The 19,025-nt window shown below is 45.6% G+C and carries 5 protein-coding genes; 3 read left to right on the top strand and 2 right to left on the bottom strand.

What is annotated here, in order from left to right:
• Window position 1: 1 nt before the first annotated feature.
• Together BDD26_RS18920 and BDD26_RS18915 are read right to left on the bottom strand one after the other, a co-directional pair.
• The gene (locus BDD26_RS18920; protein WP_115827423.1) at window positions 2–1,357 is read right to left on the bottom strand and encodes an HlyD family type I secretion periplasmic adaptor subunit; all 1,356 of its coding nucleotides are present in this window, start codon (window positions 1,355–1,357) and stop codon (window positions 2–4) included.
• A complete protein-coding gene (locus tag BDD26_RS18915) occupies window positions 1,350–3,470 on the bottom strand; it encodes a peptidase domain-containing ABC transporter (RefSeq protein WP_115827422.1) in 2,121 nt (706 codons plus the stop codon). The genes BDD26_RS18920 and BDD26_RS18915 overlap by 8 nt, the downstream gene beginning before the upstream one ends.
• 499 nt (window positions 3,471–3,969) lie before the next feature.
• Between BDD26_RS18915 and rtxH the strand changes: the two genes are divergently transcribed.
• From rtxH to rtxA, 3 genes are read left to right on the top strand one after another with little or no spacing between them, the layout of a single operon-like run.
• The gene (gene rtxH / locus BDD26_RS18910; RefSeq protein WP_038259903.1) at window positions 3,970–4,314 is read left to right on the top strand and encodes a protein RtxH; all 345 of its coding nucleotides are present in this window, start codon (window positions 3,970–3,972) and stop codon (window positions 4,312–4,314) included.
• Window positions 4,315–4,348: 34 nt separating this feature from the next.
• Window positions 4,349–4,810, top strand: coding sequence for an RTX toxin-activating lysine-acyltransferase RtxC (gene rtxC / locus BDD26_RS18905; protein WP_115827421.1), 462 nt, complete (start codon window positions 4,349–4,351; stop codon window positions 4,808–4,810).
• 27 nt (window positions 4,811–4,837) lie between these two features.
• Entirely contained in the window at window positions 4,838–18,754 is a 13,917-nt protein-coding gene (gene rtxA, locus BDD26_RS18900) for an MARTX multifunctional-autoprocessing repeats-in-toxin holotoxin RtxA (protein ID WP_115827420.1), read from the top strand.
• Window positions 18,755–19,025 lie beyond the last annotated feature (271 nt).

Raw genomic sequence — 19,025 nt, 5'->3', positions numbered from 1 at the left:
ATTATTTTTCCCTCAGCGCTTCAGACTGATATTCCTGAATCGGACTGAGCAGGTAATCAATCACTCGCCGTTGATCGGTCTTGATGTCTGCAACAATCGACATTCCTGCCGTAAGCTCGACGGGTTTGCCATCAACCATGATATTGTTCTGCTTGAGGCTGATTTGAGCCGGAAAAACCAGTCCCAATCGTTCATCAATAGTGGAATCTCGGGAAATACTCAGTAATTTTCCTTCAATAGTACCATAGCGTGTATAAGGGAAAGCATCGACTTTCACTGTTACCGACTGACCGGGACGAACAAAGCCGATATCTTTATTCAGGATCTGGATTTCAGCGAGTTGTACATGGTCATCTGGAACGATCACCATAAGATTTTGCGCGGGTTGCAGCACTGCGCCAAAAGTATGAACACTCAATTGCTGAACAGTACCTGTAACGGGAGAACGTACAACAGAAAGTTCTTCCCGCTCCTTCATTTTTGATAGTTCTTGTTTCAGCACAGCCAGTTGTATTTCAGCCTGCTTTCTTTTTTCAAACCATTCCCGTTCTTTTTGTGCGTTGAGACTTTTCAGACGCTCTTCAAGGCTTTTGTATTGAGTCATCTGGACATTAAGTTCTGATCTTTGTTGAGTTAGCAGCCGTTCTGTTTCCAGTAATTCCTTTTCCTGTTCCAGATATTCCATTCGGCTTATAACTTTCTGCTGACTCAGTGTCTTCCTTGCTTGTAAGCGTTGACTGATATTCTGGCGCAGATTAGTCAGCGCCTTAATATCGCTCTCTTTGGCTTTTTGGGAAGAGAGATTGACATTCATTTCAGCATAGGTACTGGTAATAACAGCGTCGAATTCCTGCTTCTCATGAGAGTAATGTGTCAGGATTTTCTGCTGTACAGATATCGGCTGCTGCTGGAAAAGAGGTGAAGATTCAGGGTTATGCTTGTCCAGCAAAGCCTGATAACGGATTTTCTCTTCAGTGAAATATTCGCGCTGCTCAAGCAGACGTGCAATATCCTGATTCACACCGAGTGTATTTAATGTCAGTAGCTCTGCTCCCTTTTCAACATGTTGCCCGTTGGTAACATGGATCGTGATCAGACGACTCTGTTCATAAGCCTGAATCATTTGCGAACGACCAGAGACGATCAGGCGCCCGGTTGCTGTTGCCTGTACATCTAATTTTCCCAGATATGCCCACAGGAGAGCTGCCAGTACACCAATACTAAGTATAATCGCCGTATAACGAGCAAACGGAGAAGGTGGACGTTGTGACAATGCCAAATGGGTTGGCAGAAAATCATAATGTATTGAAGGAGCACGCAGGTGTTTTAGCCCTTTACGTAAGATGGCTTTAAACATGGGAGGAGCTCTCCTGTTTCAGTTCCTGTTCTTGTTGTAGTTCTTGCTGTAGTTGCCAGAGTTTTCGATAGTGTTTGCCATTCTGCAAAAGTTGCTCATGACTTCCTTGTTCGGTGATCTGGCCCTGATGCAGCACAATTATCCGGTTGCACTGACGAACAGTGGACAATCGGTGTGCAATGGTGATGACGGTTCTACCTTGTGCAATATTGGCCATATTGGATTGGATGATAGCCTGTGATTCATCATCCAATGCGCTGGTGGCTTCATCAAGGATCAAAATTTTGGGATCAGAGAGCAGGGTTCTGGCAATCGCCAGACGTTGTCTCTGCCCGCCTGACAGAGATTGTCCCCCTTCTGCAATAACAGTGTCATACCCTAGTGGTAGTTTGAGAATGAAATCGTGAGCACCGGCCAGTTTTGCAGCTTCAATTATATCGGACAATGAGGTATCCGGCCGTGATTGCGCAATATTTTCCTGTACGGTTTTATTGAACAGAAAGTTTTCTTGCAGCACGATACCTATTTGCTGCCTTAATGATGCAATATCAATCTGTTGCAGCGGGATACCATCTAATGTGATTTTTCCATGTTCCGGGGTATAGAGACGCAAGAGCAAGCGGGCAAGGGTGCTTTTTCCTGAACCGGATGTACCAACAACGCCAAGGGTTTCTCCTGCCCTGATATTCAGCGTGAAATGGTTAATAGTCGGAGGAAGATTTGGTTGGTAACGGAAGACGATATCGGAGAACGAAATTGCACCCGTTAGTGTGACCTGCTCCTTACCTGATTGTTGCTCCGTCGGTAAATTCAGCATATCCCCTAACTTATCGACAGCAACACGTGAGCGGATAAACTGTCCCCAGAGTTGTACCAGTTTGGTCAATGGTTGTTCAGTATGATTGACCATCATATTGAAAGCAATCAATTGACCGATAGTCATATGCAGGGAAAGAACTTCTGATGCACCAAGCCAGATAATAATTGCACTGGTTACTTTTTGTAGCAGCGTCACCAGATGGCTGGAACGGTTGTCCCATTGCTGAACTTCATAACTGGTACTGACCATATTTTCGGTCTGGTTATCCCAGCGGTGCGTGAAACGTGGCTCAGCAGCAAGGCTTTTCAGCGTCTCGGCTCCTGCAACGGTTTCAGTCAGAAAAGAGGTATTGAGTGCAGCATGAGTGAATTGTTTCTCTACTGCTTTTTCGATCTTGGGCGTAACCCACCAGGCAAGTAAGGCATAGAACGGTATAGTGAGCAGAAAGATCAGGGTTAATGTCCCGGAAATCAGGCTCATAACATAGATGAAAACGAACATGAACAGGACATCGATACATAATGTAAACATCGAACCTGTCAAAAATTCCCGGATGGTTTCCAGTTCCCGTACCCGCGTGACAATTGCTCCCACCTGGCGGGATTTGAAATACAGCAAAGGCAGGCCAAATAGGTGCTTAACCAGCTTAAGCCCCAGTTTGATATCAATCCGGTTAGCCGTGTGAGCATACTGGTATTCGCGTAACCCTCTCAGGATAACTTCAATCAGTCCGGCGACCACCAAACCAAATACCAAGACATCCAATGTAGAAAGCGCCTGATGTACTAATACCTTATCCATGACAACCTGAAGGAATAAAGGAGAAATCAGGGCTAAGATCTGCAAGACGAAAGAAAACAGCAATATCTCAGACAGATTTTTCTTCTGTCTGACAAATTCTGGAATGAACCATTGGATATTAAATTGGCTACTGTTTTGTTTTATTTTTATCCAACGTCCACTCCATGAATTGATAAAGCCTGCCTTATCTAATATTTCTGGTTTTTCTTGATGAGGTTTTTGAATTAACACACGATGTTCATCGGATTTTGCCAGAATAAAAGGGTTACCATCATTATCGAATAGAATAGCTGGCAAAGATAATGTATTAATTTTCTTATTTATTGAACGCTTATTTTTAATGGATATATGGTGTTTTTTCTTTAATTCATTTAAATAAGTATGATAATCATCATTATTGCTTATGTTTTCATCAGATATAATCGAGTGCTCGCCATTAGATATCATTATTATTAACTTAATTAATGATAATGTCGTTTTTTTCTGTTTCATTCATGCATGGATATCTATTTGTAAAAAAAGACAAAACTCAAATTAAATAAGCAACCAGAGAGACAATGTAATATCTCTCGATAAAACAATCTTAATAAATTTAATAATCAATATTATCTGCCATTAATGGGGATATTAACGTGGGTAATTGGGACAAAATGTGGTGGTTAAAAAGACATTTTAATATTTATATGTTGATTTTAAAAAGCAAGCAGATATATTTTCGCTCAAAATAGCCGATGGATTACTTGGTTTTCTTCTCCCTTGTTTTACTTGCCATTTTACAATTTATGTTGAAGTGTATGTTTGCAACCTTCAACACTCATTAATTAATTCATGTTGTAACGGTGCCTTATTGCTGCTTAACCTATTAGATGGCTGTAATAAAGGGATTAAATGATAAATGAACCCTAATCTGGTTAGGATTTCATTTATCATTAAATTCCTTTTTTTAATGTGTTTTTAACAATTGATTAATATTTATTTAATGGATAATGGTATGTCTGAAAAATTCGTTCAAACAATTTCAAGCGTTAATTACAATAAAGGTGTATTTTCTCTTTATTTTGTTGGTCAAGATCCTCATCGAATGGCAAATGGCGTACTGGCGGAAAACGATAAGGAATTGGAGTTAAAACAAGTTATCCATATGCCGGTATCAGGTTTTATGTATATGGTTTCTATGGTGAAAAGTATGCTCGAAGATCCGCGTATGGAAGCTGAAATCAATAAGCTGATTGCTGCCGGATTTTTGCCGATGCCAGAGGTGAACGAAAATGCAGCACCTGTTGAAGCTGAACAGTCTGTAAAACCGACAGCACGTAACACGAAAAAATCAAAATAAAATCAGTAAAATCCTACCAGATAGTTGCTCGATTATGATGATCACACATCAACCAGCAACACTGAGTCAGACTGAAATACAAGCATTAATTGGTGGGGTGATGTTACTTTGTCAGCATTCTCCCCTGCATCGACGCTATTTAGTTGCAGAATGGCAACAACGTATTTTACCGTCATTTCAGCTCAATCAGTTTTGCTATTACGAAGATAAATACCAACGCCCAGTTGCTTTTTGTAATTGGGCTTTTTTGTCTGACAGCAGTCGGGATGCAATCCTTTCCGGTGAACGGGAAATCATGCATGAAGACTGGCGCTCTGGTCAGCATATCTTTTTTCCAGAAATGATAGCGCCTTTTGGACATGCGCGTGACATTGCCTGTGATCTGCGCCGACGTGTTTTTGCAGCGTGGAAAGGGCAGAAAGCCTGTACTGTCCGGGGCATTCTGGATATTAAAAATGACCGCTGTATCCGTCGGGTGCAGTGGTTTACTGTTTAATTTTTTTGCCCAACACCAGGAATATTTATGGGGAAATCATCTAACCGAAGTGCAGAATACTTCTTTACCGGTAGATACGAAGATGATAATGACGGCAACACTATACACGCCATAGGCGTCGGTGGTGTCATCAATGCTTACGGTGGTAATGACTATATTGTTGTCGGATCGATTGGGGCAACAATTAATACAACATGGGGACATGATACCATTGTTGGTGGTGCCGGTTACCTGAATGTCAATGACACAAGCGGTTCCCTGACCGTAAAAGGCGGTTCTGGATATACCGCTATCAATAAAACACATAATGGTACGATTGAGTTTGCTGGTGCTGCCGGTGGGCTGGAAATTAACCACACGGGCGAAAATGGTGCCATCAATTACTCTGGTATATCAGGATACAACGGCATCACCCGCAAAGGCGTGCAGGGAGATATCCTGTTTAAGGGCGCTGGAGGTTATAACAACCTGTACTCCGATGTTGAAAAGGGGGATATCCATTTTGTTGGTGCGGGTGGTTATAACAAAATTGTCCGTAAAGGTTCCGATAATGATTTCAGTGGCGAAGGAATAGAATACGCTGCTGCCGCAGAAATTGTTCTGAAAAATGCCACTATGAATGGTTCATGGATTGGCAGCGATCATCAGGTATCAGGTCTTAAATCAACACGAGAGCCGAATACTTATCTGTTTGCTTTTGCAGATAGTACTTATACTAAAATCAATAAAGTTCAGCTTCGTAATGATCCGGTGACCGGAAAACTGATATACCATTCGACCTCTTGGTATAAAGAAGGTAATCACCTTAAAGGACTTGAGAAGCAAGACATTTCTGGTCAGGGTGGTTTTGTGGATGTCAATATTGACGGCGCATATACCCTGTCAAATCTGGTCGTTGAACATCAGAAACCTGTCACTATTCAGGCAGTAACGCAGAAGCTGACTGAAAACGAATGGATGAATTATGGTAATGGCATTCAAGTTAATGCGTCCGAAATCATTTTATCAGATGCCAAAATGGGCGGTTATGCGATTTATCAGGATGGCTCAACAGTTGATGTAAAAGCTGTCAAATCTAACCGGATGCCAAACACCTATGTATATGCTAAGAAACTGGGCATATACACCAAAATTGTGGTGGTTGAGCTAAGGAATGATCCTGAAACCGGAATACTGCAATACATTGCGCGCCCCTGGTACAAAGAAGGTGATTATACGACCAATGTGGCAAACGAAGTTATTTCTGCTGGCAATGGTTATAACAGTATGGGGACTGGTGGTTATTCACTGAGTGATCTTCATTACAGTGCCAGAATGGTACACAAAACGACTGAACGCGTCGCCAGAACGCACGAATACAGTGATCAGTCGTTATTCCCAGTTACCGAGCGGCGCGAAAGTTCGGGAGATGTTCGTTATGAAGGTGCGGGTGGTGGCAACGTCATCAAATCCAATGTAACAAAGGGTAATGTCTATTTTAATGGCTCGGGCATTGCCAACATTATTGAACACACTTCCGCATTCGGTAACACAGAATTTAATGGTGCCGGTGGTGCAAATGTCATCATCAAAAAAGGCAAGGAAGGAAACCTGAGCTTTAATGGTGCCGGTGTTGCTAACGTACTTCTTCATCAGGCGAAGCGCGGGGATATGGAAGTCAATGCTGGTGGAGCAGCAAACGTATTGGTTCGCGTTGGTGATGGTCGCTATCTTGCTCATCTTCTGGCGGCCGGCAATATTTCTATCCACAAAGGTAATGGCAATAGTCGCGTTTCAATGGGTGGGGGTTTTAATACTCACACTCAAATTGGTCATGGGGATGCGGTCTGGTCTGGTGTTGGTGGCGCTAATATCCTGACTAAAATGGGGCAGGGCCATGTTTCTGCTATTCTGGCCGGGGGAGCCAATATCCTGACCAAGATAGGGGAAGGGGATCTTGAAGCTGGCTTGTTCGGCGGTGCCAACATTATTACCCATATCAGCAGTGATAGTGATACTTCTAATCCACTTTCTTCTGATACAAAAGCAGTTGCACTGGGCGGTGCCAATATTCTGACCAAAAAGGGTAAGGGTAACCTCTTGGCTGTTATGGGGGGTGGTGCTAACGTCCTGACTCATGTTGGCGATGGAACAACTTCCGGCGTCATGTTAGGTGGTGCGAATATTCTGACCAAAGTTGGCAATGGCGATACTACCGGCATCATGTTGGGGATAGGTAACGTTTTGACCCATGTTGGTGATGGACAAACATTGGGTGTGATGGCTGCGGCGGGTAATATCTTCACTAAAGTGGGAGACGGTGACACCATTGCCGCCATGCTGGCAGTCGGTAATATCTTTACCCATGTCGGAGAAGGAAATGCGTTCGCAATAATGGCGGGCGGCGGCAATATTTTTACCAAAGTGGGTAATGGTGATGCGTTGGCATTAATGCTGGCATTTGGCAATGTCTTTACTCACATTGGTGATGGCACCAGCGTTGCTTTGATGATCGCCAAAGCCAACATTGCGACTAAAGCTGGTAATGGTGACGCACTGGCTGCGATGATCGGCAAAGCCAATATCTTTACTCAGATTGGTCACGGCTCCACTTTTGCAGCCATGATTGGTGGTGCAAACGTTCTGACCAAAGTCGGCAATGGTCTGACGGCGGCATTAATGGTGGGCAAGGCCAACATTTTTACTCATGTTGGTGAAGGAACCAGTATCGGCTTGTTTGCCGGCACTGCTAACATCATGACCAAAGTCGGTGATGGCACAACACTGGCTGCGATGTTTGGCAAAGCCAATGTTATGACTCATGTCGGTGATGGACTGACGGGTGTGCTGGCATTGGGTAAAGCCAATATCGTGACAAAAGTCGGTAACGATTTTATGGGCGTCGTTGCTGCTTCAGAAGCTAACGTGGTGACTCATGTTGGTAAGGGAACAACGGCAGCTTTGCTGAACGGCAAAGGAAACGTTCTGACTAAAGTCGGTGATGGAACCGCTGTCGGTCTGCTGGTTTCTAAAATCGGCAACATTATGACTCACGTTGGCGACGGAACCACAGTCGGATTTGCCAAAGGCGAAGCCAATATCATTACCAAAGTGGGTAATGGTTCCGGCGTCAACGCGGTTTGGGGTAAAGCCAACATCCTGACTCATTACGGTGACGGAGATCGCTATAACTTTGCTAAAGGTGAAGCGAATATCATCACTAAGGTAGGTGAAGGTCAGGAAATTACGGTTGTTCAGGGGCAAGCCAATATCATTACTCATGTTGGTAATGGTGATGATTACACCGGTGCCTGGGGCAAAGCTAACGTCATTACAAAAGTGGGTGATGGACGTAATGTCGTGCTTGCCAAAGGTGATGCCAATATTGTCACTCAGATCGGCGAGGGTGATAGCTTCAACGCGTTGTGGAGTCAGGGCAATCTGGTCACAAACGTGGGCGACGGTACACAGGTAACAGCCGCTAAAGGCAAAGGCAATATCATCACGACCGTCGGAAACGGTCTGAGTGTGACGGCTACTCATGGCGACCTGAATGTAAATACCAAAGTCGGTGATGGTGTCTCTGTCAACGTGGCGTGGGGTAAATTCAACGTTAATACCCGTGTGGGTGATGGTCTGAATGTCTCTGTCATGAAAGGGACGGGTAATGCCAATATCCGTGTCGGCGATGGCCTGAACATCAATGCTTCTTATGCGCGAAACAATGTAGCTGTACAGGTAGGTAACGGAGATTTCTACAGCCTTGCCGTGGCAGAAAGCAATACTCAGAGCAATAAACTGGGCGCACTGTTTGATAACATCAAACAAACATTACTCGGCACCGCTGGCAGTCAGGGCATTAACTATCTGGTGAATGGTGATGAAGCCAACACATCGGGGACCCATAAAGGGCGTGGTGCTATTGATCTGCCGGAAATTTCCTCTCTGAATGGTTTCAGGCTGACAGAGATTGGTGAAGTGACTTCTGAGTTGCAGAACAGCCTGCAAGGTAGTGTATCAGGTGTGGATACGCCAGACACTGATGCGATCCAGAATGCTTTAAGTGATGAAAAACACGTCTACCCGGATCAGGTACGCAACTTAATTACCAATGGTGATTTTGAGCAGGGTTCTGCGGGATGGCAATCCACGAATGGGGTTGAGGCTGATTATTCTGCTGAAGCGTATGGCCTGAGTAAAGAAGGTCATGGTGAGCGCGTCAGTGAACTTGATACCCATGCTAATACCCACATTTACCAGGATATCAACGGCCTCACCGAAGGAGAATCCATCACAGTCAGTTTTGACTTTGCAAGGCGTGCCAGTATTTCTGCTGACAATGGAATGTGTGTACTCTGGAATGGCGAAGTTGTTTTTTCAGTTTCCGCAGGTGATGCTGCATGGAGCAACAAAACGTTAACCCTGAAAGCACAGGCGGGCAGTAATCGGCTCGAATTTGCAGGCACGGGCCAAAATGATGGTCTGGGTTACGTTTTGGATAACGTTGTTGCTCAATCTGAACTGCCAGGCAGTGGTATTGCTAAGCATGTGAAACAGGATCAGGCAGCCCGGAATGCCTTACAGGATAAAGAAAAAGCAGAAGCTGATCGTCAACGTCTGGAGCAGGAAAGGGATAAACAATTAGCAGCAGTTTCTGGCACTCAGGCGCAACTGGAAAATACCGATCTGGATGCACTGGAGACTAATGGTCAATCGCAGCGTGATTCTATCAATGATGAAGCGCAGGCAATTACCAAAGCGTTGATGGCAAAAACTAAAGGATTAGAAGCGCTGAATGATCATGCGACGCATCATGGACAATCCGGCAGTCAGTGGCGTGATCAGTTTGCTGGTGGTTTGTTGGGAAATCTGCAATCTCAACTGAACAGCGCAAAAGAGACAGCACAACAGCAACTAGAGCACTCTCAGCAAGCATCTTCAGAACGACTGGGTGATATTAAAGACGCCGTTACCAAATCTGAGTCAGGTGTCCTCAACGGGGAACAAAACCATCAGCAGTCTCTACAGGATATTGAAAAGACCCGTGCCGGCATAGAATTGCGCGAACAAGAAGCTACAGCTCGCATGAAACAGGCTGAACAGGCTGCCCATGATGGAAAATCCGCAGTACAAAAAGCAGAACAGCGTGGTCAATATGCAGTGTCTGCGGCGGAGATGAAAACGGCACAAGTACAATCTGATGCTAAAGGCGCGAAGCTAGATGGCAATAGCCTGCCGAACCGTGCGCAAGCAACGGGAAGCGGATTGTCAGTTAAGGGGCAATCCGCTACTGATACTGGAAAAACGTTTGAAACAACGGTTGAAAATCACGCCGAAAAAGCCAATAGCCATATTGATTCCGACTCTTCTGTTGAAACAGAGGAGGGACTCAGTATGGAGTTGCAATATCTGGAGGAAGATCTGAACGAACTTGACGATGCAAAAGAAGCGTTGGATCGTTTACAGATTAATGCCGGAGTGCGTATCAGAAAGCGACATACTCATCTGAATGCCCAAAGTGAGGAAACTGCGCAGCCATCGGCTGACAGTAAGGTTTCCGCCAATATTTCTGTCAATACATCTACCGATATATCAGTCAGCAGCATGGCTGATATGCCTGTCAGTTCTGTCAGAAAAGAACAGAAAATTTCCGGTTTGGATCTCAGCGAGCTGGAAGCACTGGGAGAAATTCAGGCGGAAAAAACTCAGGCGCAGCCAGAACCGACAGAGGCATCAGCAGAATCTGGGGCCGCGATCAGAGCACAGAAAGTGGCTGACATTTACCGCTGGCTGGATAGCGATAATGATATGGCGACCGAAAACTATATTCCAGTACCGGGCTTTGAACGTGTGGATGCGGATATCCCTGACGATCTCAGACAAAAAATGGTAACTTTTATTGAAGGTTACCTGAACGGAACTGAAAACAGCGTACCGGAAGAACAGAGATCTTCACTGGCGAAACTGTTCATTGATGCCACAATCGACTATGACTGGGATAAGCGGGTCGAGTTTATTTCAAAACTTGAGCACTATGGCTATAGTTTTGAGCCAGCCCATGGTGATAAAAGCATTGTGTCGTTCTGGTCTGGCAAGAACTTTAAACAATACCGCGACATTCTTGACGCAGCCCAAACAGACGGTAAAAAAGTCGTTTACGATATTGATGTAAAAGGTAATTCTTTTGCCATTGAACTCAACAAGACACTGATGCGTTGGGGCGGTATTTTCCTTGATTCCGATAATGCACAGCAGAAGGCACTGCAATCAGTCATTAACGCATCTGCGCGGAGTAATACGGGTTTCTGGAGTTCCCTGTATGCAACCGGATCACGTGATGATGTCTATGTCATTGCTGAAGGTGGCCTGCGTTTGGGCAACTATTTCTGGAATGTCGAATTACCGGTACTGCGTCAATTACAGCGTGAAGGGTTAGTGGGAGAAGTCCGCCTGCTGGATAAAGCAGCCAAAGAGTACCAGGGCGTACCGCCTGACGAAATTGGTCGCAGACTGACAGAAGCGGGCGTCTCCGTAAAAGCGCGTTTTGACTTACTTAGCCTTAAAGAACAGGAAAAACTTCTTGCGTTGCACCCTGACAGATATAAGCCGGATACACTGATTGATCTGAATATCAAAACCAGCGCTATCGACAATTTGCTGAATCAGGCATTGCCATTCTATGGATTACGTACAGAGCGTAACTTGCTGGTACGTGACTCTGATGAGGAAGGTTTTGAAGTTCATCCGTGGCCGGGCAAGCGCGGTGATGGTTCTGAGAACGAGAGCTTCAAGACCATTATTGTGCAAGATCAGTCCGATAAAGCGCAGATTAAAGCTATTGAACGCTTTATCCTCGCCAACTATGACAATTATGCTCAACTGCCTGATAAGTTATATCTGGTGGATGATCGCATTGTTTCTCATGATAACGGACGTACCCGTATTCTGGCCGAAAAAGTGGAAGGTAGCTGGAATTACCAACCGAAAACAGATCTGATGTCTGTCAGTGAATTGCAGGAAGCGGCTTACGTTAAAGGCAAAATCCGTGGCGACAGTTATCAGAAGGTACTGGATGCGCTCAGAAACTATGAAAATGTGCTGCAAGAAAATAAAGATTATGACCTGAATGCCATTGAAAAACTCGCTGCCTTGCGTCATCAGGTGGAAGGCTATCTATTGGGACATCCAGATTCAGAACGTGTGCCAGCACTGAAAAACCTGTTGTCACAAGTTAATGTGCGGATTAACGAGTCAACAACGCTTGCAGAATCCAGCGTGGGAAGTTCTGGTAAGGGCAGTTTCAGTGATCTGTACGACAAACTGGGCAATGCCAGTCTGAAAGATTCGAAACATCTTTATATTGATGAGCAGGGAGATTTTGTTACCCGTGGTAAATCCAATATTCAGATTGCCACGAAAGCAGAAAGTGCAGAAAAAGCGATTGAGCAAGTCAAGGCATCTGTTACCAGAGAATATGGACAGTCAGTGACAGAAGCTGTTTTCTCAAATCTGAATACCCGTGACCTGGCGAAAGATGGTAAGGGAATTGATGTCTCTGGTTTGAAAAAGATACATCAGGCTATTGAACAGCAATTATCTCCGATCAGTGCCACGCTGTTTATCTGGAAGCCAGGCGATCACAGTCGGTTAGGACATGCAGCCCTGCAAATCGGACATGGACGTATTGAAGTCAGTGCAGAAAATGCCGGGGAATTTAATGAGAAAAACTATGTCAGCTGGTGGCCAAAAGGTGGCAAATCAACCAACATAGGCCGCATTTTTAATGTTTCCTCGGCGGAACATCCGGAGGTAAGACTCCGTTGGCGTGACCTCAGCCAACCGGCAGGACAAAGTAGAGCGCTGGAGCTGGATGTCTCTTCCGAAGAAAATGATAACTTTGGCATGCAAGATGGCGCACGCAAGCTGGAAAGATTTATTGAAAAATTACAGGCAGCAAAAGGCATTGATGCAAAATTTGAAGACATCAGCGAAGGATTTGCTATGGCTGCGCTGGCAAATCCTAATCTGCTGAAACCTGCTGGTATACCGGAGCATATTTCCCGCCCGTTTATACAACAGTGGGAAGATAGCAGCATGGACATGTTTGAAGTCGGTAAGGGATTTGCGCAAGCACTGCGGACAGCCGCAAAACAACAGACACCTGAACTGACTGAGAAGCGTGTTGCCAATGTTATTCGTCAATTTGCAGAGTATGAACTGAGTAACATTCAGGACTTCAAAGCCAGTGAACCTGATCAGGGACGTGTTTTCCGTATTAATCTGGCGGGATTGGACGCCGCAGCCATGCAGGCGGAATGGCATAAAATCAGCCAGAATCCTGATGCCCGTTACCAGCTACTGACAGATAATTGTTCAAGTATCGTTGCCAGAGTTCTCAAAGCGGGAGGAGCGGATCAGGTCATCGGACATAAATGGCGACCACACTTTGGCGTCTGGACCCCTACTGAACTGTTCAATTATGCACAGGCATTGCAGGAAGCTCAGGTTGAGGGCACTGTCAGGAAGCCAAGCCGCCTGATCGGTGAAAATTTGACAGAACCGGGTCACAGCGAAAGCAAAGACAAAAACAAAGCACTGGAAAATGTCGCTATTGATAATGATGGTACACCACCGCGTGAGCGCGAACCATTGAACCCGATAGCACGCTTTCTGAATAATGAGCTGTACGGTGCAAAAGATGCCCGCCGCAATATCAACGAAGATACCCAGATATTGCTGGATCATGCGGTTAATAACGGTACAGCAGATAAAGTTACATTACGTGGTGATGCTGGCCGCCTGACAGGTTATTACCATGTCTCTGATAAAGGAACAGACGCATCTGCCGAGCAGGGAACAGCGGAACAGAAGACAGCGAAAAAAGTCGTACTTTTCATTCATGGTTCCGGTTCATCAGCGGAAGAACAAGCCGACGCTATTCAAGGTCATTATCAAAAGCAAGGCGTTGATATGCTCGCGGTAAACATGCGAGGCTACGGTTTAAGTGATGGTCATCCAAGTGAAAAAGGGCTGTATCAGGATGCCCGCACCATGTTCCACTATCTGGTGAATGATCGTGGTATCAAACCGGAAAATATCATCATTCATGGCTACTCAATGGGAGGTGCGGTTGCGGCAGATCTTGCCCGTTACGCAGAACACAGTGGACAGCCAGTATCCGGTCTGTTGCTTGATCGCCCAATGCCGAGTATGACCAAAGCCATTACAGCCCATGAAGTATCAAATCCGGCGGGGATCGTGGGCGCGTTGGCGAAAGCGGTGAATGGGCAGTTCTCTGTGGAGAAAAACCTGCAAGGTATCTCGAAACAGACACCAATCATGTTGCTGACCGATAACGAAGGATTGGGGGCTGAAGGTGAAAAACTGCGCACCAAACTCAGGCTATCGGGTTATCAGGTATCGGGTGAACATACTTTTTATGGACATGAAGCCAGCAACAGGCTAATGAAACAATTTGCGCGGCAGATTGTGACTAACCTGTTTGATGTGCAACGCCAGCCTGATAAACCAGAAATACTTAAAGACATCTGGGGTGAATTGAAAAACGTTGGTGAAGCGCTGAAACCACAGGTAAACAAAGCAGGTATAACCACGTATGACATCCGCACAACAGAAGATTTTCTGGCAGGTTATAAGCAGGGCCATGCCAAACAGATCGTGGATGGATTCCGTTCAGACATGAGCATCAAGCAACTGGCGGATCTGCTGGTTAAAGGAAACTGGAGCGCAGAACAAAAAGGTGCTTTGACATGGGAAATTGAAAGCAGAGCCTTGAAAGTCACTTTCCAGGAGAAGGCTGAAAAATTCAACCTCCTGTTCCGTGATGTAGCTTCTACGGGGATTGCTGATACTAAGGCGAGTGAACAGCTTGCACCACAGACATTGTTCCTGAATCTGTCCAATGATGGTTACGGTGGGCGTTGTGACCCATTATCGAAGCTGGTTCTGGTGGCGAAACAGCTTGAAAACGATGGTCAGGACGGCGTTGCCCGTAAGTTACTGGAAAAAATGTACTCCACAGCCGCCGTACTCAGTAATCCGGATCTGTATTCAGACACTGAACTTGCTAATGCCAATAAGTTCTTGGGATCTTTGGCCGCTCTTCATGCCCGTAACCCGATGTATGGGACATTCATCAAAGTATGGGAAGAGAAACTGGAAGGCGAGCGGGCACTGACTGTTAACGGCGTAATTAATAAAGTGACTGCGGCAAATGCCGAGGGTAAACCGGTTCTGCTTGAACTGGATGCACCCGGTCATGCGATGAGTGCGTGGGCGAAAGGCAGCGGTGAAAATCGTGTCTATGGTTTCTATGATCCGAATGTCGGTATTATCGAATTCTCGTCTGCCGAGAAATTTGGCGATTACATGACCCGTTTCTTCGGTAAATCTGGTCTGAATATGGAAAACAGCTACAAAATGCCGAAAAATGACGCGGGTGAAGCTGTTTTTTACCGTGTAGTGGTGATGGATGGCGGTGTACTGGCGACCTATAAACCAACACACAATATAAGCATGAGGGATATCCTTGATCTGAATGTGTTTGATGAAACACCAATGAAAGCACGTGCAGAAACTGAAATTACCGATGTGGTGAAATCACCACTCAAGGACAATCTGCCTGAAGGTGTTGATCGTGTGGTTGACAATAAAAATGTCGAATCATGGGAACGCGTTACCGTCACACCACAAGCGGAAGGGGGCGAAAGCCGTTTTGATAGTCAGATTATCATCCAGACAGAAAATGATCCGACGGTCGCCAAAGCGGCTGCGAGTTTGGCAGGTAAACATCCAGATACCAGTGTGATTGTTCAGCTTGATGCAGATGGAAAATATCGCGTGGTGTATGGTGATCCGACGGTATTGTCTGGCAAATTACGCTGGCAGATTGTCGGACACGGGCGTGATGAATCAACTCAGCATCTGACTCGCATGGCGGGATACAGTGCTGACGAACTGGCACTAAAACTGAAACAGTTCAGTACAGACTTCAGACAAGCAGGCCAGCCTGAACATATCAGTCTTGTTGGTTGTTCATTGATCCGTGATGATAAACGTGACGGTTTCGCCCGACGCTTTATTTCAGCACTTGATGGGCAGGGGCTCCGCACTACAGTGTCGGCACGTAATAGTGAAGTTGCGGTAGACAGCATTGGCCGCAAACATACCCGTGATGCTCAGGACCACTGGGTTCACAAACTGGTGGACAACAAAATCGTGCTTGGCTGGAATGACAATGGTGAAGTGGAAGCGCGCGCAGAACGTGTCCGTCGTGGTATCTCTGAAGGTGACATTATCTTGTCTCGTGTGGGGCATACAGACGTTGAAGCCAAAGCAAAAGGTGCGATTGCGAAAAACACAGAAACATTCCACGCGCCGAAACCGCATGAAAACGGGAATAACGTTGTATCCAGTGAAACACCATCAAAGAACCAACTAAGCTACTCCGGCAATATTCAGGTACAAGTAGGGGATGGAGAATTTACTGCTATCAACTGGGGAACCACTAATGTTGGCATCAAAGTGGGAACAGGCGGCTTTAAATCTCTGGCTTTCGGTGATAACAATGTGATGGTTCACATTGGTCATGGGGACATCAAGCACAGTGTAGATATTGCTGGTTATCAGGCAATTGAAGGTGCACAACTGTTTGTGGGGAACCGTAACGTCAGTTTTAACTTGGGACGCAGCAATGACCTGATTGTGATGCTGGAAAAATCCATTCCGACACCGCCATTGGTCAACCCATTTGATGGTGCGGCCCGCATTTCGGGCGTATTGCAAAATATTGCCAGCTCACAAGGTTCATCGGATTGGTTGACAGAGCAGGATCAACAATGGTCCCTGGAAGGGGCGAAGAAATATATCAGCGATCTGTCTGGCCTCGATCTGACCAGCAGTGTCAAATATGAAACCCTGACTGAACTCAATACAGAGAACGAACGTAGCAGCCGCGGCCTGAAAAATGATATCGAAAGTACCCTGAACAAAAATTACAACCAATGGTTGGGAGGGGCTGGTAATAAACCGGAACCGGGAAGCCTCAGCCGGGCAGATAAGTTCCGGCAGGCAAATGAAAAACTGGCTTTCAACTTTGCTGTGGGTGGACAAGGTGCTGATATTCAGGTGACAACCGGTAACTGGAACTTCATGTTTGGTGACAATATCCAATCAATACTGGATACCAATCTGGGTTCACTGTTTGGTTTGATGACCCAGCAATACACCTCAACAGGAATGGCAAAAACCACCTTTACGTTCAGTCCGACGGATCTGCCACGTCAGATTAAAAACAAGCTACTGGGAAATCTCGCTGGTGTCAGAGCTGATACTACATTGGCGGATATCTTTGGTGTCGATTACACACCAGATGGACATATTGTTTCCCGTTCCGGTCAACCAGTGGATGGTGTTGCTATTTTGCGAGAAATGCTGGAGATCATCGGGGAATTCAGTGGTGATCAACTGAAAGCATTCACTGATCCGGAAAAATTACTTGATGGCTTAAAAGCCGGGTTAAATACCGGTGCTGATGGTATTAAATCCTTCGCAGAAAGCCACGGATTGAAAGCAAAAACACCTGCTGACGCTGAGGAAGGCAAGGTATCTCTGAGTGAAGGTAATCAGCCGACTGGGCAAACCGTAGCTGAACAACCAGAACGTGCATTTGGGTTTAACGCTCTGAACCTGCCAAACCTGTTTGCGACTCTGTTCAATCAGGATAAACAAGCTGAGATGAAATCTCTGGTGACTAACCTGAAAGAGAACCTGACAGCTGATTTGTTGAACATGAAGGACAAAACGTTTGACTTCCTGCGCAACAGCGGTCATCTGCAAGGTGACGGTGATATTCACATCTCCCTCGGTAACTACAACTTTAACTGGAGTGGTGATGGTAAAGATCTTGGTGCATATCTGGGAGATAACAACAACGTCTGGGGCGGCCGTGGTGATGACGTCTTCTACTCTGTGGGAACCTCTAATATTTTCACGGGTGGTGAAGGTAATGACGTGGGCGTTCTGATGGGACGGGAAAATATCATGTTTGGCGGAGCTGGTGATGATGTTGCTGTACTGGCCGGACGCATTAACTATGCCTACATGGGAGATGGTAATGATCAGGTCTTTGCTTTCGGTGAAAATGGGGTGATCCATGGTGACAAAGGACGCGACTATATCGTGGCGTCTGGTAACTTCAACCGCATTGATGCCGGTGAAGATCAGGATTATGTCGTCACTATTGGTAATAACAATCAGGTAGATTTGGGAGAGGGTGACGACTTTGCGACCGTATTTGGTAACTATAACCGAATTGATAGCAACAATGGCAGTAACTCTATCAAACTGATGGGATATCACGCGGAAATCAATAGTGGTACGGGTAATGATCATCTGATTGCCGATGTGGTTTCCAAGTTCAGCCGGTTTAATGGTGGTGATGGCGATGATCTGCTGGTGCTGGGCGGATATCAGAACCGCTTTAAGGGAGGAATGGGTGTCAATAGCTTTGTGGTCAGTGGGAATGTCATTGATAACGTGGTTGAAGATATCAAACAAGGCGACAAAATCGTTTTCAACGATATCAACTGGCAAAACTTGTGGTTCCAACGTAGTGGCTACGATTTGGTTCTGTTGACCAACCGCAATGTCCGGGATACCTCGGTACAGGGACAGTTTGAAATGACAGGCTCTGTGACCTTCAATGATTACTTTAATGGTAATCGTGCGGATATCGTCACCCAAATGGGTGATAAAGATCCACAAGGCGAACGTGAATATAAAGCCCTTTCTGCCAATGCCGTGGATACGTTGGTGCAGGCCATGAGCGGATTCTCCCCGAATATCGGTGACAGTGGTTTTATTGACTCGCTTGATAGCCAGACGAAGTCAACCATCATCACTGCCTGGACTGATACAACAAACGGGAAGTCTAAACTGGCCTGATGGTAGGCTGGATTCTGACGTTAGTTATTTCTATTAATAGCAGCGGCCCACAATAGCGTGGGCCGCTTTAATCTGCTGGCAAACTCCGTTTGAAAATAATGAGGTTTGGCATCAATATTAGTTGAATAAATTATACACATTAATGGAGATTAGTGATTAACACTGGAATCAGTATCATTCCTAAGGCAGGAGCGTGAAAATTTTGTTAACAAAATTCAAACTTGACCTACAGGAACAGATATGATCTGATACGCCTTTTTCCGGAAGTTCC

The sequence above is a fragment of the Xenorhabdus cabanillasii genome (assembly GCF_003386665.1).
Lineage (GTDB): Bacteria > Pseudomonadota > Gammaproteobacteria > Enterobacterales > Enterobacteriaceae > Xenorhabdus > Xenorhabdus cabanillasii.
Note: the sequence above shows the minus strand (reverse complement) of the source record. Positions and strands in the feature narration are given on the sequence as shown.

Coding starts and splice junctions, on each gene's coding strand:
- BDD26_RS18920 (WP_115827423.1), bottom strand. CDS start 1,357: ATGTTTAAAGCCATCTTACGTAAAGGGCTAAAACACCTGCGTGCTCCT.
- BDD26_RS18915 (WP_115827422.1), bottom strand. CDS start 3,470: ATGAAACAGAAAAAAACGACATTATCATTAATTAAGTTAATAATAATG.
- rtxH (WP_038259903.1), top strand. CDS start 3,970: ATGTCTGAAAAATTCGTTCAAACAATTTCAAGCGTTAATTACAATAAA.
- rtxC (WP_115827421.1), top strand. CDS start 4,349: ATGATGATCACACATCAACCAGCAACACTGAGTCAGACTGAAATACAA.
- rtxA (WP_115827420.1), top strand. CDS start 4,838: ATGGGGAAATCATCTAACCGAAGTGCAGAATACTTCTTTACCGGTAGA.